Source organism: Serratia sp. BNK-4 (genome assembly GCF_048685115.1).
GTDB lineage: Bacteria > Pseudomonadota > Gammaproteobacteria > Enterobacterales > Enterobacteriaceae > Serratia > Serratia bockelmannii.
Window position 1 is genome coordinate 3,479,095 of record NZ_JBLQTM010000001.1, and the last position, 19,745, is coordinate 3,498,839.

Genomic DNA, 19,745 nt, shown 5'->3' on the forward strand with positions numbered 1-19,745 from the left:
CTATTTCAGGGCCTGCTCGGCCAGCAGCCCGAGCGCGATGACGATCATCGCCGCGCCGGAGATGCGCCCCACTATCTTCGCAGCCTGCGGGCGCGTGCGCAGTACCGACTGCGAACCGAATCCCACCAGCAGATACACCAGGCCGCAGCTGATCAAATGCACGACGCCCAACGCCAGCATCTGCATCGGCACCGACCATTCGGCTCGGGCGTCGGTAAACTGCGGCAGCAGCGCCAGAAACAGCAGAAACACCTTGGGGTTCAAGCCGCTGACGCACACGCCCTTGCCGGCCCAGCGCAGCCAGGAATCGGAACGCTGATCTTCACCGGCGCCGGGCACTGGCGGGTGCAGCAGCATGTTGAAACCGATCCACAACAGATAAGCCGCCCCCAACAGGGTGAGCGCCGTCAGCGCCAGCGGGTTGCCGACCAGCAGCGCGCCGACGCCCGCCACCACAATCGCAATCATCAGCAGATGGCCGAACAGCAAGCCGGCGACGGCGGGCACCACCACCCGGCCGCGAATGCCCGCCGAGATCACATAGGCCCAATCCATACCCGGCGTGATCACCAACAAAATCGACACCGCCCAAAAAGCGGCGAACAGAGCGAGCGTCATGCCGGCGCCCTCTCAGACGCGCCACGCCACACCAAACAGAGAACCATTGCCTTTCCTCGTGGAAGAAGAACGGCCTCCGCCTGCCGCGGTGGCCGTCAAAACCGTTCAACAGATGGCAAGAATATCCTCAAGGCGTTAAAATGTGCTTTCAATTACTTGCCTGAAATCGGCATAAGCAGGGAAATTTTTCCAAATGGATAAGATTGATCGCAAGATTCTTGCTGAACTGCAGGTCGATGGCCGTTTGTCGGTAACCGAGCTGGCCGAGCGGATCGGTTTGAGCGTGTCTCCCTGCCACCGCCGGGTGCGGGCATTAGAGGAGTCCGGGGTGATCAGGGGTTACCGCGCCCAGCTCGACCCCGGCAGCCTCGGCTATAACTTTTCCGCCCTGGTGTTCGTCACCATGCGCGAAGGCGATCGCCGCGCCGTTGAAACCTTCGAAAACGCCATGGTGGACATTCCGCAGGTGGTGCAGGCACAGCGGCTGTTTGGCGATCCCGACTATCTGCTGCACGTGATCGCCCGCGATCTGCCCGCCTTCCAGCAGCTTTACGACGAGAAACTCTCCGCTCTGCCGGGCGTGCAGCGCCTGAGCTCCACGCTGGTGATGAAAACCGTGGTGCCGGAGCGCTCGTTCCTGCCGCTGGGCAAATGACGACGGGAGCGTTACCGCTCCCGTTTTCTCTTTTCTTTAAGGCACAATCACGAAATCCGGATTGGCGACGGCAAACAGCGCCTCGCGATCCGCCGCCGGTGGGTAAATCCACTGCGTGTTGATCTCCTGCTTAATCTTTTTGCCTTCCTCACGGGTAAAGCGCACCTGGCGCTCCCAGCCTTCGGTATACAGCGCGCCCCAGGGGCCCAGATCCAGACAGGTCACATACTTCGGCTGGCTGTAAGGGTGCGCCGGCAAGCCCGTCAGCTCCGCCGCCGCATTGTGGCCGGCCACGCGGCCAAGGCTCAGCGCATGCTGGCAGGTCATCAGGTTGTGGTTACCGAGATCGTCTGTCGCCGCCTTCACCGTATCGCCGGTCACGAAAATGCCCGCCGCCGCCGGCGCGCGCAGGAAGGCGTCGCCGATCACCCGGCCGCTGCCGTCGCGCTCGCCGGGGATCTGCTCGGTCAGCGGATGCGCTCGCACGCCCGCCGCCAGGATCACCGTGTTGGCGGCGATGCGCTCACCGTTCGACAGCATCACCCCCTCGGCGTCGATGGCCGAGACGCGCAGGCCGGCCCGCGCTTCCACGCCGCACTCCGCCAACGCCTGGCGTATCACCGCCCCCGGCTCCGCCCCCATCCCGGCGCCCACTTCCGGGGCGGTATCGACGATCACCACGCGCACGTTCTCGTCTTTGCCCAGCGCATCCCGCAGCCGCTGCGGCATCTCCGCCGCGCTCTCCAGCCCGGTCAGCCCCGCGCCCACCACCACGGCGGTGTTGCGCGCCGGCGTCGAGGGTTTGGCCGCCAGCGCGTTGATATGGGCGCCCAAACGCTGTGCGCTTTCCAGCGTATCGACGTTGAAGCCGTATTCGGCAAAGCCCGGCACCGCAGGCACGGACAGCCGGCTGCCGGTGGCCCACACCAAACGATCGTAGGCCAACTCAAGGGGTTCCCCCGTCGCCTGCGCCACCGTGAGCGTTTTAGCAGCGGCATCGATACGCTCTACCGTCCCGGCCAGGTGGCGCACACCGACGACAGCGAGCTGCGCGGAAATGTCCGGGTTCATGTTTTCCAGCACGGCCTCATACAGGCGTGGCCGGATGGTAACGGTTGGCGTCGGTGAAACCATGAGCACCTCGATATCGTCATGCTTACCGGCAAGGGTAATGGCGCGCATGGCGGACACGGCGGCCCAAAAACCGGCAAAACCGGAACCGGCAATCACTATTTTCTGCGTCATGGGATGACTCCTTCATACAGGGTTAACCGGGCGACAAGGCTGCCCGCAGTTTTTTCGGATGAACGATGCCGTCCCGCTCCCGTAACAGGGTGCAGAAGGCCCGCCCGCCCCTTCCGAAGAGGCGGGAAAAAGTGTGTTTCGTTTTAAGGAAAGGCGGTGGTTAGGTCTTGGCGCGCGCCGTTTTGCCGCTGCGCGCGGTGCGTTCCGTCATGCGCTCGTCGAGCCAGAGGTTGACCTCGCCGAAGAAGCCTTGCGGCGCTTTGCGGCCAAAACGGGCGGCGACGGCACCGAGAGTCTGCGCCGCCAGCGCATCGCGCATCGCCTTCTCCGCCTGCAGCATCACCGCATGGATAGCGCATTTGCCGGAGACCGCCCAATCCGGCGGGGAGTCATCGAACACCGCGCAGCGCCCGCGCACCTCCTGGCAATCGAACAGCGGCTTGTGCCCTTCGATGGCGTCGATGATCGCCAGAAAACTGATCTCATCCGCCGGGCGCGCCAGCCGGTAGCCGCCACGCACTCCTTCGCTGGCGGCGACGATCCCCGCCTTTTCCAGCTTGGGGAAAATCTTGGCTAGAAAGCTGGGGGAGATGCCCTGCAACTCGGCGAGTTCGCGGCTGCTGAGCGCCCGCTGGTTATCGCCGACCAGCCACAGCAGGCAGTGGATGCCATATTCAACGCTGGTTGTGATGTACGCCATATGTCCGTTTTCAACCGTCAATGAATCTTCAATAACGCAGACTATATGAGTCTGCGTTTATCTTGTCAATAAAACGCGGATCAACTTTGTCCGTGTTTTATTGACAATGCAGGCCACCGGCGACGCAGAAAACGCCCTTCGAAATGAAAAATAAAACTTTTTTGCCCGATTCGCGCCCGGCTAACGTTTCCTTGTTGCCAACGGCTGACTATGATGTGATGGGCACCGCCGCCGCGGTTTGTGAGCCGCCGCACTTTCACGCGGATTGCGCCGTGGGAATAAAGAACTCTTGTCTGCTGCTGACGTCTTAGAAATGATTATTTAAGGGAAACGCCTGACTATGACCAACCGGTTGACCAAAACCGCGTTAGCGGTGCTGCTGCTCGGCACGCTGAACGCCACCGCCCTGGCGCCAGCACAGGCGGAAAGCCAGGACCAGTTGCCGGATATGGGCACCTCCGCCGGCGGCACCCTGAGCATCGGACAAGAACTGGCGATGGGCGATTTTTACGTGCGCCAACTGCGCGCCAGCGCCCCGCTGATCAACGATCCGCTGCTAATCCAATACATCAATCAGCTGGGCAACCGGCTGGTGGCCAGCGCCTATTCGGTACGCACGCCGTTCCATTTCTATCTGGTGCGCAACGACGAAATCAACGCCTTCGCCTTCTTCGGCGGCAACGTGGTGCTGCATTCCGCCCTGTTCCGCGTCAGCGACAACGAAAGCCAGCTGGCTTCGGTGCTAGCGCACGAAATCTCGCACGTCACCCAGCGCCACCTGGCGCGCGCCATGGAAGATCAGCAGCGCAACGCCCCGTTGACCTGGGTGGGCGCGCTTGGTTCCATCCTGCTGGCGATGGCCAACCCGACCATGGGCATGGCGGCGCTGAGCGGCACCATGGCCGGCACCCAGCAAGGCATGATCAGCTTTACCCAATCGAACGAACAGGAAGCCGATCGCATCGGCATTCAGGTGCTGCAGCGCGCCGGTTTCGATCCGGAAGCGATGCCCGACTTCCTGCAGAAACTCTCGGATCAGTCGCGCTACGCCTCCAAACCGCCGGAAATGCTGCTAACGCACCCGTTGCCGGACAGCCGCCTCTCCGACGCACGCAACCGCGCCAACCAGATGCCGAAACACATCGTGCAGTCCTCGCAGGATTACCTGATGGCCAAAGTGCGCGCACTGGGCATGTACAGTTCGGAAGGCTATGGCCTGAACGAAGAACTGCTCGGCTCGCTCAGCAAGGGCAACGTGCGCGAACAGGCGGCCGCCAAATACGGCCGCGCCATCCTGTTCTATGAAGCGAAAAAATACGACGACGCGCGCAATATCATTCAACCGATGCTGGCGCAGGATGCGAAAAACGTCTGGCTGATCGACCTGATGACCGACATCGATCTCGGCCAGAAACGCGCGCCGCAGGCCATCGCCCGCCTGCAGGCGGCCAACGCCGCCCAAAGCAACAATCCGGTGCTGCAGCTCAACCTGGCCAACGCCTATGTCGAAGGCAACCAGCCGGCGCAGGCGTCGAAGATCCTGAACCGCTACACCTTTGCCCATCCGGACGATCCGAACGGCTGGGATCTGCTGGCGCAGGCCAGCGCCGCACAAGGGCTGCGCGATGAAGAGCTGTCGGCCCGTGCCGAAAGCCTGGCGCTGAACGGCCGGCTCGATCAGGCCATCGGCCTGCTCAGCAATGCCAGCTCGCTGCAAAAACTCGGCAGCCTAAAACAGGCGCGCTACGATGCGCGCATCGACCAGCTGCGCCAACTGCAACAGCGCTTCCGCCAATACCAACGCAGCTGATTCAACAAGGAATGAACGCCATGAAAAACGTCACGATTTACCACAACCCGCGCTGCTCCAAGAGCCGTGAAACCCTGGCGCTGCTGGAACAGCACGGCGTCGATCCCAAGGTGGTGCTGTACCTCGAAACGCCCCCTACGGTCGATGAGCTGAAAAAGCTGTTGAAGGAACTGGGCTTCACATCCGCGCGCGAGCTGATGCGCAAAAAAGAAGATCTGTACAAGGAATTGAAGCTGGCGGACGACAGCCTGAGCGAAGAGCAGCTGCTGGCGGCAATGACGACGAACCCGAAACTGATCGAACGCCCGATCGTGGTAAAAGGCAGCAAGGCGCGCATCGGCCGACCGCCGGAGCAGGTGCTGGAGATTTTGTAATCGTCCGGAAAGTCTGTTATTGAACCGCAAAATACCAATAGCCCTGAACAGGGCTATTTTTAATTGTTTGTTATATAAATACTTTTCATCATCCCAGTCTTCTTCTACTGCTATGCTGCGCAAACGCCAAATCTCTCGGTGAAACAGCCGTTGACAATCGTCAACACCCCACCTACCCTGAGCGCATCACTGGACGAGCGATGAAAAAACACCCAGACAAGCACATTCAGGCGGCATTAGCTTACGCCCTTTCTCAGGGTTGGTATTTTCGGCCCAGTAAGGGGCACGCATTTGGTCGGCTACATTGCGCCTTTGTCGGGCACCAAGAACATATGATGAGCATCTGGAGCACGCCAAAAAACCCAGAGGTACATGCCAAACAGATTCGGCGCAAGGTCGATCACTGCCTGGCGCTGTCGCAGAAAAAATAACCGGAGAATCACCATGACGCTTTATCATTTCGCATTGACGCTGGGCGGGGTCACTGCCGATACCGCCGGGCTAGAGGATGCGCTGTATGCGGCGGGATGCGATGACGCGCTGATCTGTTTCTACGGTAAAGCCGTTTACCTGGAATTCGATCGAGAAAGCGATAACTTTGCGCACGCGATTTGCAGCGCCATCAGCGATATCGAGTCTGCAATTATTGGCGCCAAGGTGATATCGGTGGACTCCAGCCTGGTAGGGTTAAGCGATATTGCCGAGCTCACTGAACTGTCACGTCAGGCGATCGCCATGCTAAAAGACGGGACTCGCGGCCCCGGCGGCTTCCCTTCCCCCATTCAACGGCTCGGCGGAGCCTCACCGCTATGGCGCTGGGCTGACGTGGCGGCCTGGTTGGCACAGCAGGGGAAAATCGACCCACGGCTTGCAGACAATGCGCAGTGTCTGGAATACATCAATCTCGCTTTGCAACTGCGAAGCGATCGGCAACGCCAGCAGGTTGAGCATTATTGCACCCTGCTGGAACATGCAGAAAAACAGGCTTGATGGCTCGTTACAGCCCCAGGATCTCTTTAACGAACGGGATGGTCAGCTTGCGCTGGGCGGTGATCGAGGCGCGATCGAGCTGATCGAGAGTCATAAACAGCGTGCGCATCTCGCGATCCAGCCGTTTCAACAGGAAGCGGCCCACGTCTTCCGGCAGCTCGAAGCCGCGCAGTTTGCCGCGCAGCTGCAGCGCCAGCAGTTTCTCTTCGTCCGACAGCGGCTGCAGCTTGTAGATCTGCCCCCAGTCCAGGCGCGAAGCCAGATCCGGCAAACGCAGGTTCAGCTGACGCGGCGGGCGATCCCCGGTGATGAACAACCGGGTGCGGCCGGTTTCCAGGATGCGGTTGTAGAGGTTGAAGATCGCCATCTCCCACTCTTCGTCGCCGGCGATACATTCGATATTGTCGATGCAGACCAGCGCCAGCTGCTCCATGCCGTCCAACACTTCAGGCACGAAGTAAGCGCGCTTGTCGAGCGGCACATAGCCCACCGCTTCGCCTTTCTGCGAAAGCTCGGCGCAGGCCGCATGCAGCAGATGGCTGCGCCCGCCGCCTTCACGCGACCAGAAATAGATATAGCTGCCATGTTCCTGACGGACGGCGGATTGGATCGCGGCTAATAGGGATGGGTTCTCGCCCGGATAAAAACTGGCGAAAGTTTCATCATCGGGAAGATAAAGTGGCAGTGAAAGCTGTGCCGGCGTATTCAGAGAAGCACCTCAACCAAAACTGGCAGAAAAACGTGGGCAGTTTAACACAGAAAACGGGCGCTGTTGAACCGGCAGGATCTTATGCCGCAATAGTGAACAATGCCTAAGCGCCGCTTGATCGGCTGCGGCACCCGTCGAGGCAAGAATTATCCGATATCATTCCCTAACTCCATGCCTGCGCAGGTTAAATTTGTAATTTAAGTAAAATCTGACCTAGTATAGGTAGGCTAAATGCAATCACCATCAACAAGGTTTCTGCAAGGATATAGACGATGAAAGTATGGAATAAAGTGCTGTTGGCCTCCTTTATCGGGTTGTTGGTTGCCGGCTGTGATGACTCGTCCAAGGTTGACGCCAACCTGGATAAAGCCAAAGACAGCGCCGAGCAGATGAAAGACGCCGCCCAGAAAAAAGCGGACGATCTGACGGACAAAGCAAAAGCGACGGCGGATGAAATCAAAAAAGAGGCCGCCACTCAGGCGGATCAGCTGAAAGACAAAGCTTCGGCGATTAAAGAAGACGCCGCCAAGCAGGCGGACGCCATCACCAACGACGCCAAGGCCAAAGCCGCCGCGATCAAAGACGACGCAGGTAAACAGAGCCAGCAGTTGGTGGATCAGGCCAAGGCCATCAAAAACGACGCCATCAACGGCGCCAACGATCTGACCGAGCAGGCCAAGGCGAAGACCGAAGCCATCAAGAGCAGCGCCGAAAACAAAGCGCAAGAGTTGAAACAAGAGACCGATGCGGCGGTGAACGGCAATACTCAGCCGGCCACCCAGCAGTAAGCTATTCTCAGCCACCAAAGAAAGGAGCAGTAAATGGGGATTATTTCCTGGATTATCTTCGGCCTGATCGCCGGTATTTTGGCTAAGTGGATCATGCCCGGCAAAGACGGCGGCGGCTTTATTCTGACCGTCGTGCTGGGGATCATCGGCGCCGTGGTCGGCGGCTATATCAGCACCTTCTTCGGCTACGGCAAGGTTGACGGCTTCAACTTCGGCAGCTTCGTGGTGGCGGTTATCGGCGCCATCGTGGTGCTGTTCGTGTACCGCAAAATTCGCAGCTAAGGCGAATGCCATAAGTCAAAAGGGCAGCCCCTGGGCTGCCCTTTTCGTTACTTCTGCTCCGCCGATTCGTCCGGCGCGTCAAGCACCTCTTCTTCCTTGCGGAACAAGCTGATGACCTTGAACAGCAGGCTCAGGCCGATCCCCACGATGGTCGCCAGCGCCATGCCTTTCAGCTCCGCCGCGCCGATGTGCACCTTGGCGCCGCTCACGCCGATGATCAGGATCACCGAGGTCAAAATCAGGTTTTGCGCCTTGTTGTAATCCACTTTGGATTCGATCAGCACGCGAATGCCCGAAGCGCCGATCACACCGTACAGCAGCAGGGAAACGCCGCCCATCACCGGCACCGGCACCGCCTGGATCGCCGCCGCCAGCTTACCGATGCAGGACAACAGGATCGCCAGCACCGCCGCGCCGCCGATCACCCAGGTGCTGTAGACCTTGGTGATGGCCATCACGCCGATGTTCTCGCCATAGGTGGTGTTCGGCGTGGAGCCGAAGAAGCCGGAGAACACCGTCGAGATGCCGTTTGCGAACATCGAGCGGTGCAGGCCCGGATCGCGGATCAGGTCTTTTTTCACGATGTTGGCGGTCACCACCAGGTGGCCGACGTGCTCGGCGATCACCACCAGCGCCGCCGGCAGAATGGTGAAGATGGCGAACCACTCAAAGCGCGGGGTGTAGAAGGTCGGCAGCGCGAACCAGTGCGCCTCGCGGATCGGGGTTAAATCCACCACGCCCATGAAGAACGACAGCGCATAGCCCACCAGCACGCCAATCAGGATCGGAATAATCGCCAGGAAGCCGCGGAACAGCACCGAGCCAAGCACCGTGACCGCCAGCGTCACCAGCGAAATGGTGATGGTGGTCGAGTCGGCGCTGGTGCCTTCCGCCGGCAGCAGCCCCGCCATGTTGGCCGCCACGCCCGCCAGCTCCAGCCCGATGACGGCGACGATCGCCCCCATCGCCGCCGGCGGGAACATCACGTCCAGCCAGCCGGTGCCGGCCTTTTTCACGATCAGCGCCACCAGGCAGAACAGCACGCCGCACATGATGAAACCGCCCAACGCCACTTCGTAACCGAGCGGCAACAGCAGCAGCACCGGCGAGATAAACGCGAAGCTGGAGCCGAGGTAGGCCGGGATCTTGCCTTTACAGATGAACAGATACAGCAGCGTGCCGATGCCATTGAACAGCAGCACGGTCGCCGGGTTGATCTTGAACAGGATAGGCACCAGCACGGTGGCGCCGAACATGGCGAACAGGTGCTGGAAGCTGAGCGGAATGGTCTGGAGCAGCGGCGGGCGCTCGCTGACGCCGATGGCGCGACGGGTCATGTGTGCTTTTCCTCGGTTTATTGGTTTTATAGGTTTTAGTCAAAAAAAAGCCGACTCGTTAAGTCGGCTCAAATGTTTACTTAGTACCAAATATCTTGTCGCCCGCATCGCCCAGGCCAGGCACGATGTAGCCCTTGTCGTTCAGACACTGATCGATGGAGGCGGTGTACAGCTCAACGTCCGGATGCGCTTTCTCCAGCGCGGCGATGCCTTCCGGCGCTGCGACCAGGACCAGCACCTTGATGCTGTGGCAGCCGGCTTTCTTCAGCAGATCGATAGTGGCGATCATCGAACCGCCGGTGGCCAGCATCGGGTCGACGACCAACGCCATGCGCTCTTCGATGTTGGAAACCAGCTTCTGGAAGTACGGCACCGGCTCCAGGGTTTCTTCGTCGCGGTATACGCCCACCACGCTGATGCGCGCGCTCGGCACGTGCTCCAGCACCCCTTCCATCATGCCCAGACCTGCGCGCAGGATTGGCACTACGGTAATCTTTTTCCCTTTGATCTGATCCACTTCAACTGGCCCGCACCAGCCTTCGATGGTGACTTTTTCCGTCTCCAGATCGGCGGTCGCTTCATAGGTCAGTAAACTACCCACTTCTGAGGCCAGCTCACGGAAGCGTTTGGTGCTGATGTCATTTTCACGCATCAGGCCAAGCTTGTGTTTTACCAGCGGGTGTTTCACCTCAACGATCTTCATCATTTTTCTCCTATTAAGGTGGTTGCGGCCAAAAAAATCGCGGGATTATACCTCCTTTTTTTCGCCGCGCCACCCACAATAGCCCGATCGGGATCAACAAAAGTTTGAATATCAGTATAGATGACGAAAAAGCGGAGCCGGTTCACAAGCCGCTCGCAAACGTTTGCCTGCGCTGTTAGAATTGCCGCGCCTTATTCCGGAATCAACATCGGAAGCACAGTTTTCAAACCGCAAATCGTCGTGGGGAATCGCGCAGTGACCGACAAAACCTCTCTCAGCTATAAAGACGCAGGTGTCGATATCGATGCAGGCAACGCATTGGTAGATCGCATCAAAGGTGTAGTTAAACAGACCCGTCGCCCGGAAGTGATGGGCGGTCTGGGCGGGTTTGGCGCCCTGTGTGCGTTGCCGCAGAAATACCGCGAGCCGGTGCTGGTTTCCGGTACCGACGGCGTGGGCACCAAGCTGCGTCTGGCGATGGATCTGAAACGCCACGACACCATCGGCATCGATCTGGTTGCGATGTGCGTCAACGATCTGGTGGTTCAGGGCGCCGAGCCACTGTTCTTCCTCGACTACTACGCGACCGGCAAGCTGGACGTGGACACCGCGGCCAGCGTGATCACCGGCATCGCCGAGGGCTGCAAACAGTCTGGCTGTGCGCTGGTGGGCGGCGAAACCGCTGAAATGCCGGGCATGTACCACGGCGAAGACTACGACGTGGCCGGTTTCTGCGTCGGCGTGGTCGAAAAATCCGAGATCATCGACGGCAGCAAAGTGCAGTCCGGCGACGCGCTGATCGCCCTGGGCGCTTCCGGCCCACACTCCAACGGCTACTCGCTGGTGCGCAAAATCCTGGAAGTGAGCAACACCGATCCGACCGCCACTCAGTTGGAAGGCAAACCGCTGGCCGACCACCTGCTGGCGCCGACCAAGATTTACGTGAAGTCCGTGCTGGAGCTGATCGAGAAGGCGGACGTACACGCCATCGCTCACCTCACCGGCGGCGGCTTCTGGGAAAACATTCCGCGCGTGCTGCCGGAAGGCATGCAGGCGGTGATCGACGAAACCAGCTGGCAGTGGCCGGCAGTGTTCACCTGGCTGCAGCAGGCCGGCAACGTCAGCCGTCATGAAATGTACCGCACCTTCAACTGCGGCGTAGGCATGGTCATCGCCCTGCCGGAAGCCGAAGTGGAAGCGGCCATCGCGCTGCTGACCGCGGCAGGTGAAAAAGCGTGGAAAATCGGTAAACTGACCGCCTCTTCCGACGAACAACAAGTGGTCATCAACTGATGAAAAAGATCGTGGTGTTGGTCTCCGGCCAGGGGAGCAATCTCCAGGCGCTGATTGACGCCTGCCAGCAAGGCCGCATCGCCGCCGAAATCGTGGCGGTGTTCAGCAACAAGGCGCAGGCTTATGGCCTGCAACGCGCCGAAGCGGCGGGCATCGCCGCCCAGGCGCTGGATGCCAAGGCCTACGCCGATCGCACGGCGTTCGACGCCGCGTTGGCGGACGCCATCGACCAGCACCAGCCCGATCTGGTGGTGCTGGCCGGCTACATGCGCATCCTCAGCCCGCAGTTCGTGCAGCGTTATGCCGGCCGCATGCTGAACATCCACCCTTCCCTGCTGCCGAAATACCCGGGTCTGCATACCCACCGTCAGGCCATCGACAACGGCGACAGCGAACACGGCACCTCGGTGCACTTCGTGACCGAACAGCTCGACGGCGGCCCGGTGATTTTACAGGCCAAGGTGCCGATTTTCGCTGACGACGAAGAGGATGACGTGGTTGAACGGGTGCAAACCCAAGAACACACGATCTATCCGCTGGTGGTGAGCTGGTTCGTCGACGGTCGCCTGGCGATGCGCGATGGCGCCGCCTGGCTGGACGGCGAACGCCTGCCTGAGCAGGGTCACGCCGCCGACTGATGCGCGCAGCCTGAACCTTGCCTAAACGGCGCCCACGCGGCGCCGTTTTTTTTCGCCTTCATCCATTCTGTGAAGTTATACTTTGCACAATTTCACGGCACAGAGGAGCCCACATGTCCAGCACTGCCAGCGTCAGGTTACGCCCATTGGAACGGGACGATCTGTCGTTCGTCCACCAGATGGACAACAACGCCAGCGTCATGCGCTATTGGTTTGAAGAACCCTACGAAGCCTTTGTCGAGCTTTCCGATCTCTACGACAAACACATCCACGATCAGAGCGAACGCCGCTTTATCATCGAGCACGAAGGCGCCAAGGTCGGCCTGGTAGAGCTGGTGGAGATCGATCACATCCACCGCCGCGCTGAGTTCCAGATCATCATCGATCCTGCCCACCAGGGCAAAGGCTACGCCAGCACCGCCGCCCGTCTGGCGATGGACTACGGTTTCTCGGTGCTGAACCTGTACAAGCTGTACCTGATCGTCGACAAGGAGAACCCGAAGGCGATCCACATCTACAGCAAGCTGGGCTTCAACGTGGAAGGCGAACTGATCGACGAGTTCTTCGTCAACGGCGAATACCGCACCGTGCTGCGCATGTGCATCTTCCAGCCGCAATATCTGGCGAAGTTCAAAACGCCCAATGATAAGCCGCTGGTGAAGTGACAATTTGCGAGAAAAAGAGAAAACCCGCCCAGGCGGGTTTTTTATTGGGAAATAAGCGGCTAGTATTAAGGCATATTATTTTATCGTCAGGAAATAGCCAGATGAATACGAAAATAAATAATATTTCCCGAGATAATTAATCGAACAATAATTAATAGTAAGAATTACCCTCTGCCTCTACAAAGGAAAAATGCCATGACGACCGTCTCAAACCTGCTGCTTTTTATCGGCCTGGCGATGCTCGCCATCGCCGCCGGCCTGAATACCTATAGCGGCTACGCCTCCGCAGATCCCAATAGCACCCCGCTGTTTTCCTCACTCTGGTGGACGCGTTGGTTCCCGCTCTATGCCTCAGGGGCTGCGTTGCTGCTGGTGGGGGTAGTGTTGCGGGTTTCGGGGCGGGGACGTTAAAAACAGAAAACGGCTCCGAAGAGCCGTTCATATGGGTGTTAGATTTCCGTCAACCGTGGCCTATAGTGGTACTTTTTACCTTGGCTCATTTGCATGAGCAAAGCGTGCCTAACCTCAAACTGTTGGGAGCGGTGAGGTTACTCAGGCTTCTCAAGCAATCCAAGCAACTCCATATCATAAAGCAAATCGCTTTTTTCATCTTCGCCAATACCTTGAATTAGAGATTCAAGGTTTGTTTTTTCCAAAATGGAAGAAATTGAGTTTCGGTAATTATTCTCAACATCTTTTGGCCCTCTACCGGCTATAAGGATGAGTGTAAACACTTTCAGCATTAACATTTCCACAGGCGATAACTGTGCATTTTCGTATTGATAAGATGCATACCCTATTTCTTCAATACCGTACTCCCAGGTCGTACCATTTTTATTAAAAGCATTAATGTGACTTCTACAACAGCTATAAAAGCAATCTAAATACTCAGCTCGCAATTCTTCATAAGTCATGCGTTCTTCATCCATCATTTCAATCTCCCAGGGATCAGCATTACGTCGTTATTGTCGAGAACCTCTACTTTTATTCCAGGGTATTTTTTCTGAAATTGTTCTACGACACCCAAGCAGCTATCACATGCAGCACGTTCAGTGAAAATGGTGACTCTCCCCTCAGCTGATACATTGTTACCTAACTTATCAGCCAGGTTGTCCAGAATTTTGTACTCTGAATCTGTATTCCTAGATATGAGGATACCATCAGAACTTTTAATGGTTTCATATTTAAAGTTTTGGTTTCCATCACCTATGAAACTTTTTTCTGCTTTAGCTATCCTGCTGTGTGCCGCAAGTGTTTTCGGCATACCAGGAACATCGATTTGTGCAACAGCTGCATTTCCTTTTTTTCGGATTTTTTCCGCAAATGGCGCCCTAGCATCCAGCACTTGCTGCCTGAACGCAGCCGCCTGTTGAACGGTCTTCTCATTGACCAGATACCCTTTCCAGGCGCTGGTTGGGCCTACCAATTTGGATGACAGGTATTGGTTGCCGACGTTTGCTTTACCCATACCGGCAAATGTGCTGGCAATAGAGACCGCCATCACCGAGGCATTCACCCAGTCCGGCGACCACCCAGTCAACTTGCTGATTTGTTCTATCTGCTGGTTGCGAGCAAACAGCTGGCCGTCGGTTATCTGGTCGCCCAAATCATACGTGAATAACTTTTCGCTGTCATAGCCGGCAAACGCCGGATAGTTGCCGAAGCGCTGACGCTCTTTTTGTACCCAGTAGTTGGCGATGAGACCGTCTTCATCCCGCGTTGACGGGTACTTATTCATCAGGGCTTCAAACTGCTTGCGTTCGTCTGAGCTCAACGCCTCTTGCGTGGTGCAAGCTACTTTTCGGCATGAAGCCGCCATCAGACGCGCTTCTTTTTCCTTGTCGCCCTTAGCCAACTCTTTAATCGCGTTGAGTTCTTCCTGATGCAGCTGTCGATTGAAGCGTTCGACAAACTCCCCCGCATTTGCACCGCTGGTGGCACCTGCGGCTTTGGCAGTTACGATGGCCCCTGCAAAGGCGCCCGCTACGCGGCTGATCTGAGCCTGACGCTCTTGCCAACCTTCACTTCTGACCAGATTATCATTGATGATCACCCCGGCCAGCTCCGCCGCCAGCGCCCCGGCCGCCGCGCCTTTGGCATTGCCCTTGCCGATTTCTGCGGCCACGCCCGCCAGAACGGCATGGCTTACGGCCCGGCCCGGTATATCGAGAACCTGACCGTTATCCCCAATCAGGTTGACGCCCTCGGCCTGAACCTGACTGCCGATGTTCGCCAGCAGCGCATTGGTCAGGTTGTCTTTGAAACTGCCGCCATTAATGGCGGTATTCAGGCTGGAGCTGATGACCGACTGCCCGGCCACCCGCTGCGCCACCTTGCTCCAGTCACCGTTGCTCAGCTGCGGCAGTTTGACGTTGTTCGGGTTAAGCGGTTTGCCCGCCGCGTCCTTGCTCCAGCCCATCGCGCTGTCGAAGCCATTGAGCGCGCCGCCGATCGCCATCGCCGTGGCGGTCGCTTTGACGTTTTCATTTCGGCCCAACGCCTGCAGGGTTTTCGACAGGTTGCCCTGATTCTCCACCAGCGCCACCGCCGCCTGAGAGGCCAAAGAAGACATACCAGCGGTGACTGCGCCGCTGGTTATCGCCCCGCCGCCTACGGCGCCGGAAACGCTGGAAGCCGCCGTAGCCGCCAATGAACTGCCCGCGGTCACCGCCGCGGCCGCAATGGCGATCACCGCCGCCACCGCCGGGTTCAGGTGCTGGCTTTTGTAATCCCAGCTGTCGTAAGCGTCTTTGACCTTGCTCCACTGCACGTCGTTGCGCTTGTTCAGATCTTTGACCCAGGTGGTGCCCGGCGTATTGCCCAAGGCGTCGATGGCGCTTTGCAGCGCCTGCCCGTTTTTCACCTTCACATCGGCGCTGACGCCCTTGGCGGCTTCCACGGTCAGGGCTCCACCGGTATGAATGCTCGGCAGCACCCACTTATTGTCTTCGTAGCCTTTATTGGCCTGCTTGATAAAGAAGCCTTTCGAATTGCTGACGGTCTGTTCGAAAGAGGTGTTTTTCACCGCACGGAAGTTAACCTGGCCACGGGAGCTGGTCAGGCGCGCGTTTTGCCCGGCGGCGATTTTGCTGGCTTCATAGGTGCTGTCGTCGCGGCTCATCAGCGTGATATTGCCTGCGGCGGTAAACTCGGTGACCTTGTTGGTCACGTCATGGCGGGTCTGCTTAACCTCGGTTTTCTTACCCCACCATTTGCGCTTGGTTTCCTTTTTCTCGTAGTGGCTGGACTCCTCCATCGCCTGGGCGTAGAGATAGCCACCCTTGGCGGCTATATCCATATTGCCGACACGCATGGCTTCGGCCTGGTTGTGGGCGTCGGCATAGGCTTTCAGCCTTGTTTCTTCCGCATGTTTAGCTTGGGCTTCCTGTCGAACGCTAACTAATTTCCTATTTGCGTTTACCTTTTCACTATCAACAGAATTCAATGCTTGTTGGGCTGCGTATATCTCATTCTTTTTTTTGATTATGCGTTGACGCAAATTTTCATATTCATCTATCGTCTTTTTTCGAATTGCCAGCGCAATCTCATAACCATCACCGGATGTTTCCGCAGGATCGACACCATAAGGGAATGGGTCAAATGCCTTTCCTCCCTCATTAAGCAATCTATCCAGATCTGAACGGGTTTTTATTTCAATATTCCCCATATCGAGGTGATAAGTCCCCGTGCCCGGTATCGTTACAGAACTACTGTGCTTGTATGAAATAGGATGCTGAGCTGGATTATCGAGTAACAAGCCTTCAGGCGTATTTCTAACGTTGTTCAGCACATTCTGTTTTTGATTGACATTTTGCTCTGCATTTCTAACCGCCTGCTCCGCCGACGCAATACGACTCCCCCAATCCGTCACCGCCACCGGCGATTTCCAGTTCGCTCCTAATCCTTTAACCACCAGCTTGGTCGCCTGGAATAGAATGCTGCCGCCGGCAATCACCGTCATCAGGCCACCGGCATTCAGCTCGGTACCTTGCTGGGTACGGGTTTCGGTGAACTCGTTGCCGCTCTCGCGGTAAGTGTGGTTTTGCACCGCCTCGAAGCGCATATCGCCGCCGGAGGTCAACGTCATGTTGGCGCCGGAAGTCAGCCTGGCGCCGTAAGTCAGCAGTTGGTTATTCGCCGACGCGGTCAGGTTTTTCCCGGCGCTGAGGGTAGTGACCACATGGCGGTCGTCTTTGTTGTTGTCGTTAGCGGCATCAATGGCGGAATAGGCCAGGTTCGACAACCATAGATTCTGCCCGGCCAGCAGCGTGATATTACCGTTGGCGGAAAGCGCGCCGCCCTGGGTGCCTATGTCGCGGGCCGAGTTAATCAGTAAATTGCCGCCGGCGTGTACCCGGCTACCCAGTTCAGGCGTGCGGGAAGAGGGGAACAAGCGACTAAATTGCTCCCCCAATTCGCGATAGTTCAGATCGGCATTATGGCCGGCCAACAGCGTGACATCTTTACCTGCTTTAATGTGCGTCCCGCGCAACGCCAGATAACCGCCGCTGTTGAGCAGCACTGAACCACTGGCGTTCAACTGTCCGGCATTTAGCAGTTGGTTGAACTGCGTTTGTCGTTGTTCAGGAGATAAATTCTGCGCTAAACGATCGTTATTCAACGCCTCGTCATTTCTGACAATCGAAACAGTGCCGTTCGCCGTCATTGCAATATTTTGGCTTTGCGGCGCGAAGTGCGTGTTACGTAGATAAATACCTTGCCCGGCATTTAAGGTTAAGTCCCCGGCAGCATTCAATTGGCTCAGCCAGCGGGCACCATCGACGCCGAAATAGCGTGGGCTAGGTACAGTGTGCACTTTGACGTTGCCGTTGCGGCTGGTCAAAGTGACATGATGTCCCTTCAGATAGCTTTGACGGGCATCCAGCTCATTCACTGCTGCAACGTTCAGACTCTTGCCCGCAGTTAGCTCAGCACCGTCGGTGTAAAACACATCATCGGCAACCACAGTCAGGTCGTTACGCGCGTTTATTTTATCGGTACTGATAACACGTCCCGCATGCAGCACAATGTTGTGAGCTACCAGTGAGTCAGGCCGTCCCGAAGCCACCACCTCACTAAGCTGATTTCCCTCCGGCGTCGAAGTTTTAATTTCTATCTGATTTTTAAAATCCGCAACCAAATTGCCGCCCGCCAACATGGCTGAGGCCGGATAGCCAGAAGCCGACCAGCTCTTTTGCCCGCCTTTTCTGACATAAATGACATATTCCGGGATCGACGATTTCTGATCCTGCCATTTATGTCCCAGAACAACGTTAGGATTCGGCACCTTCGGTTCGAACAGTGCATAGTCGTTCATGTCCCCCGTCATTTCACTGCGCACGCCCAGATTATTACCAGTTAAAATCAGATCGTTAGTCGCTTTTATTGTGCTGACGTGGTTCCAAAGCTCCGACGCATTAATGTAGGCATTCTTCCCTGAAATGATTTCTGCGGGACGGCTGTCGGTCACTACGGTAAAACGCGCGCGTTCACTGTTAACCCAGGGCGTTTTTTTGAAATCGACGTGTCCCAACCAGGTGAAATTTTTATCTTCAAAGTCCGCCAAATAATCAAAAAATTGGTAATCGAATTGCCCCTCGTACACACCATCAGCCAACCAACGATCGATATCCTTGTTGTCCTTCGGCGCGTTGTTGGAGGAAATGGCGAACTGCTGGCGAACGTTGTTCAAACTCTCCGTGCGTATCACTAAATCGCCGCTGTTGGTCAGGATTTTCGCCGAACGGTTCTCGACGGATTTAGCCTTGTTGCCCTGCGCATCCTTTTGGATCCACATATTTTTATTGGCGTGCAGCTTGGCGTTTTCCCCGGCGTTGCGGATATGGTCGCCGAAGATGCGCATATCGCCGCTGGTGCTGGTTTGCCCGTCATTCACCAGCGTCGTTGCTGCCAGCGTGGCGTTGCCGTCCGCCTGCACGACAGTACCCCGCGTAATGTGCAATCCCTTGGCACTGACATTGAGGTCATCCTTGCTGTGCGTGGTGCCGTTAAGCACCAGGTTACCGTTAATGCTCAGCGTAATATCCCGCTGTTTGCTGGTGAGGTCTTTCAGGTTCACCCCCACCCCATCCTCGTTGGCCACCAGGCGGATTTTGTTGGCGTACATGCCGCCCAGCGCTTTGGTATCCACGGCCAGTTGGGGCTTAGCGCCTTCACCGGCGATCGGTTTGATGCTGCCGTCCTTGAAGCTGATGCGGTTGGCGCCCTGAGTCAGCGACAGATTTTGTGCATTGATTTTGCCGTTCAACTCGGTGGCGCGGCTGATGATATCGACATAGTCGGCGCCGCTGCCGTCCAGCCCTTTACCGCCGATGGTGACGCCGCCTTTTTTCACCTCCAGCGCTTCCAGCGCGCCCTGCTTGTCGAACTGCGGTTTGCCGGTGGTCAGCGTCACGCCCGGCGCGTTGATAAAGCCGCAGCCGTCGCAGGTGATGCCATTCGGGTTGGCGATCATCACGTTGGCCTTGTTGCCGAATACCTCGAGTTTACCCTGCAACTCGGAACGACTGCCGCCGATCACCTCATTGATGATCAACTCCGCCGGTTTTCCCTTCAGGTAGGTGTTGCCCTGCGCGCTGTAGATCTCCACGCCCAGCTGCGTTTTGCCGCCGTGCGTGGCGTTATTCAATACGGCACCCTGTGGCCCAACGTTGAAATCTTTATAGGTGTTGTGGGAGATGCCCGCACCGTTCGGCGTGGCGATATTCACCACCGGTACGTTGCCCGGCTTGATAACCACCTGCGTATTGCCGTTAGCGGCGGTAATGCCGGCGGCGAACGCCGGGTGCAACGGCTGGAAAGCCGTCAGGTAGATCAGCAAATAGCTGGCGCCCCGCGCCAGCGGATGATTGAGCTTATCCATATTCATTCCTTCGAAAGGATGTTGTTTTGAACGCCGAGGCGCTCCTGCTGTGTGC

General features: G+C 57.4%; 19 protein-coding genes. 11 read left to right on the forward strand and 8 right to left on the reverse strand.

What is annotated here, in order from left to right; all coding sequences use genetic code 11:
• Positions 1 to 618 (reverse strand): LysE family translocator, encoded by a 618-nt coding sequence (locus tag ACMGGW_RS16710; RefSeq protein WP_025303836.1) that lies wholly within the window; start codon positions 616 to 618, stop codon positions 1 to 3.
• Between the two features lie 193 nt (positions 619 to 811).
• Between ACMGGW_RS16710 and ACMGGW_RS16715 the strand changes: the two genes are divergently transcribed.
• The gene (locus ACMGGW_RS16715) at positions 812 to 1,273 is read left to right on the forward strand and encodes an Lrp/AsnC family transcriptional regulator (RefSeq protein ID WP_019452433.1); all 462 of its coding nucleotides are present in this window, start codon (positions 812 to 814) and stop codon (positions 1,271 to 1,273) included.
• Positions 1,274 to 1,309: 36 nt separating this feature from the next.
• Here ACMGGW_RS16715 and ACMGGW_RS16720 read toward each other — a convergent pair whose 3' ends face one another.
• Positions 1,310 to 2,518 (reverse strand): NAD(P)/FAD-dependent oxidoreductase, encoded by a 1,209-nt coding sequence (locus ACMGGW_RS16720; protein WP_025303837.1) that lies wholly within the window; start codon positions 2,516 to 2,518, stop codon positions 1,310 to 1,312.
• Positions 2,519 to 2,678: 160 nt separating this feature from the next.
• Entirely contained in the window at positions 2,679 to 3,218 is a 540-nt protein-coding gene (locus ACMGGW_RS16725; RefSeq protein WP_025303838.1) for an RrF2 family transcriptional regulator, read from the reverse strand.
• Between the two features lie 340 nt (positions 3,219 to 3,558).
• On the opposite strand from ACMGGW_RS16725, the gene ACMGGW_RS16730 reads away from it, so the two are divergent.
• The 4 genes from ACMGGW_RS16730 (at position 3,559) to ACMGGW_RS16745 (ending at position 6,392) form a co-directional block, all read left to right on the forward strand.
• A complete protein-coding gene (locus tag ACMGGW_RS16730; protein WP_025303839.1) occupies positions 3,559 to 5,028 on the forward strand; it encodes a tetratricopeptide repeat protein in 1,470 nt (489 codons plus the stop codon).
• A 20-nt stretch (positions 5,029 to 5,048) separates the two neighbouring features.
• Entirely contained in the window at positions 5,049 to 5,402 is a 354-nt protein-coding gene (arsC, locus tag ACMGGW_RS16735; protein WP_049296087.1) for an arsenate reductase (glutaredoxin), read from the forward strand.
• A gap of 200 nt (positions 5,403 to 5,602) precedes the next feature.
• On the forward strand, positions 5,603 to 5,833 hold the full coding sequence (locus ACMGGW_RS16740) for a hypothetical protein (protein ID WP_060434427.1): 231 nt from the start codon (positions 5,603 to 5,605) through the stop codon (positions 5,831 to 5,833).
• A 13-nt stretch (positions 5,834 to 5,846) separates the two neighbouring features.
• Complete coding sequence (locus ACMGGW_RS16745; RefSeq protein WP_197813368.1) at positions 5,847 to 6,392, forward strand: helix-turn-helix transcriptional regulator; 546 nt, start codon at positions 5,847 to 5,849, stop codon at positions 6,390 to 6,392.
• Positions 6,393 to 6,399: 7 nt separating this feature from the next.
• On the opposite strand, the gene hda is transcribed toward ACMGGW_RS16745, so the two are convergent.
• Entirely contained in the window at positions 6,400 to 7,101 is a 702-nt protein-coding gene (gene hda, locus ACMGGW_RS16750; RefSeq protein ID WP_025159568.1) for a DnaA inactivator Hda, read from the reverse strand.
• Positions 7,102 to 7,373: 272 nt separating this feature from the next.
• Between hda and ACMGGW_RS16755 the strand changes: the two genes are divergently transcribed.
• The gene (locus tag ACMGGW_RS16755; protein WP_197832438.1) at positions 7,374 to 7,889 is read left to right on the forward strand and encodes an E3 ubiquitin--protein ligase; all 516 of its coding nucleotides are present in this window, start codon (positions 7,374 to 7,376) and stop codon (positions 7,887 to 7,889) included.
• 33 nt (positions 7,890 to 7,922) lie between these two features.
• The gene (locus tag ACMGGW_RS16760; protein ID WP_016926728.1) at positions 7,923 to 8,171 is read left to right on the forward strand and encodes a GlsB/YeaQ/YmgE family stress response membrane protein; all 249 of its coding nucleotides are present in this window, start codon (positions 7,923 to 7,925) and stop codon (positions 8,169 to 8,171) included.
• 47 nt (positions 8,172 to 8,218) lie between these two features.
• Here the strand turns inward: ACMGGW_RS16760 and uraA are convergent, their stop codons facing one another.
• Both uraA and upp read right to left on the reverse strand, forming a co-directional pair.
• The gene (uraA, locus tag ACMGGW_RS16765; protein ID WP_016926727.1) at positions 8,219 to 9,508 is read right to left on the reverse strand and encodes a uracil permease; all 1,290 of its coding nucleotides are present in this window, start codon (positions 9,506 to 9,508) and stop codon (positions 8,219 to 8,221) included.
• Positions 9,509 to 9,584: 76 nt separating this feature from the next.
• Positions 9,585 to 10,211: a uracil phosphoribosyltransferase gene (upp, locus tag ACMGGW_RS16770; RefSeq protein ID WP_004941642.1), complete on the reverse strand. Its 627-nt coding sequence runs from the start codon at positions 10,209 to 10,211 to the stop codon at positions 9,585 to 9,587.
• A 255-nt stretch (positions 10,212 to 10,466) separates the two neighbouring features.
• Here upp and purM point away from each other — a divergent pair, with 255 nt between their 5' ends.
• From purM to ACMGGW_RS16790, 4 genes are all read left to right on the forward strand, one after another.
• Entirely contained in the window at positions 10,467 to 11,504 is a 1,038-nt protein-coding gene (gene purM, locus ACMGGW_RS16775) for a phosphoribosylformylglycinamidine cyclo-ligase (RefSeq protein ID WP_167324509.1), read from the forward strand.
• Positions 11,504 to 12,142 carry a phosphoribosylglycinamide formyltransferase gene (gene purN, locus ACMGGW_RS16780; RefSeq protein WP_021504400.1) on the forward strand — a complete coding sequence of 213 codons (639 nt, stop codon included), beginning with the start codon at positions 11,504 to 11,506 and terminating at the stop codon, positions 12,140 to 12,142. Before purM ends, purN begins: the two co-directional genes overlap by 1 nt.
• Positions 12,143 to 12,255: 113 nt before the next feature.
• Positions 12,256 to 12,807, forward strand: a complete 552-nt coding sequence (speG, locus tag ACMGGW_RS16785; protein ID WP_004941631.1) for a spermidine N1-acetyltransferase — start codon at positions 12,256 to 12,258, stop codon at positions 12,805 to 12,807.
• A 195-nt stretch (positions 12,808 to 13,002) separates the two neighbouring features.
• A complete protein-coding gene (locus ACMGGW_RS16790) occupies positions 13,003 to 13,218 on the forward strand; it encodes a hypothetical protein (RefSeq protein ID WP_043140451.1) in 216 nt (71 codons plus the stop codon).
• Between the two features lie 137 nt (positions 13,219 to 13,355).
• Here ACMGGW_RS16790 and ACMGGW_RS16795 read toward each other — a convergent pair whose 3' ends face one another.
• Both ACMGGW_RS16795 and ACMGGW_RS16800 read right to left on the reverse strand, forming a co-directional pair.
• On the reverse strand, positions 13,356 to 13,739 hold the full coding sequence (locus ACMGGW_RS16795; RefSeq protein WP_043140454.1) for a hypothetical protein: 384 nt from the start codon (positions 13,737 to 13,739) through the stop codon (positions 13,356 to 13,358).
• A complete protein-coding gene (locus tag ACMGGW_RS16800; RefSeq protein ID WP_420279521.1) occupies positions 13,736 to 19,690 on the reverse strand; it encodes a DUF637 domain-containing protein in 5,955 nt (1,984 codons plus the stop codon). Before ACMGGW_RS16800 ends, ACMGGW_RS16795 begins: the two co-directional genes overlap by 4 nt.
• Positions 19,691 to 19,745 lie beyond the last annotated feature (55 nt).

What these genes read in the sequence shown, in the direction of transcription:
- ACMGGW_RS16710 (WP_025303836.1), bottom strand. Translation starts at nt 618, where the DNA reads ATGACGCTCGCTCTGTTCGCCGCTTTTTGGGCGGTGTCGATTTTGTTG.
- ACMGGW_RS16715 (WP_019452433.1), top strand. Translation starts at nt 812, where the DNA reads ATGGATAAGATTGATCGCAAGATTCTTGCTGAACTGCAGGTCGATGGC.
- ACMGGW_RS16720 (WP_025303837.1), bottom strand. Translation starts at nt 2,518, where the DNA reads ATGACGCAGAAAATAGTGATTGCCGGTTCCGGTTTTGCCGGTTTTTGG.
- ACMGGW_RS16725 (WP_025303838.1), bottom strand. Translation starts at nt 3,218, where the DNA reads ATGGCGTACATCACAACCAGCGTTGAATATGGCATCCACTGCCTGCTG.
- ACMGGW_RS16730 (WP_025303839.1), top strand. Translation starts at nt 3,559, where the DNA reads ATGACCAACCGGTTGACCAAAACCGCGTTAGCGGTGCTGCTGCTCGGC.
- arsC (WP_049296087.1), top strand. Translation starts at nt 5,049, where the DNA reads ATGAAAAACGTCACGATTTACCACAACCCGCGCTGCTCCAAGAGCCGT.
- ACMGGW_RS16740 (WP_060434427.1), top strand. Translation starts at nt 5,603, where the DNA reads ATGAAAAAACACCCAGACAAGCACATTCAGGCGGCATTAGCTTACGCC.
- ACMGGW_RS16745 (WP_197813368.1), top strand. Translation starts at nt 5,847, where the DNA reads ATGACGCTTTATCATTTCGCATTGACGCTGGGCGGGGTCACTGCCGAT.
- ACMGGW_RS16755 (WP_197832438.1), top strand. Translation starts at nt 7,374, where the DNA reads ATGAAAGTATGGAATAAAGTGCTGTTGGCCTCCTTTATCGGGTTGTTG.
- ACMGGW_RS16760 (WP_016926728.1), top strand. Translation starts at nt 7,923, where the DNA reads ATGGGGATTATTTCCTGGATTATCTTCGGCCTGATCGCCGGTATTTTG.
- uraA (WP_016926727.1), bottom strand. Translation starts at nt 9,508, where the DNA reads ATGACCCGTCGCGCCATCGGCGTCAGCGAGCGCCCGCCGCTGCTCCAG.
- upp (WP_004941642.1), bottom strand. Translation starts at nt 10,211, where the DNA reads ATGAAGATCGTTGAGGTGAAACACCCGCTGGTAAAACACAAGCTTGGC.
- purN (WP_021504400.1), top strand. Translation starts at nt 11,504, where the DNA reads ATGAAAAAGATCGTGGTGTTGGTCTCCGGCCAGGGGAGCAATCTCCAG.
- speG (WP_004941631.1), top strand. Translation starts at nt 12,256, where the DNA reads ATGTCCAGCACTGCCAGCGTCAGGTTACGCCCATTGGAACGGGACGAT.
- ACMGGW_RS16790 (WP_043140451.1), top strand. Translation starts at nt 13,003, where the DNA reads ATGACGACCGTCTCAAACCTGCTGCTTTTTATCGGCCTGGCGATGCTC.
- ACMGGW_RS16795 (WP_043140454.1), bottom strand. Translation starts at nt 13,739, where the DNA reads ATGATGGATGAAGAACGCATGACTTATGAAGAATTGCGAGCTGAGTAT.
- ACMGGW_RS16800 (WP_420279521.1), bottom strand. Translation starts at nt 19,690, where the DNA reads ATGGATAAGCTCAATCATCCGCTGGCGCGGGGCGCCAGCTATTTGCTG.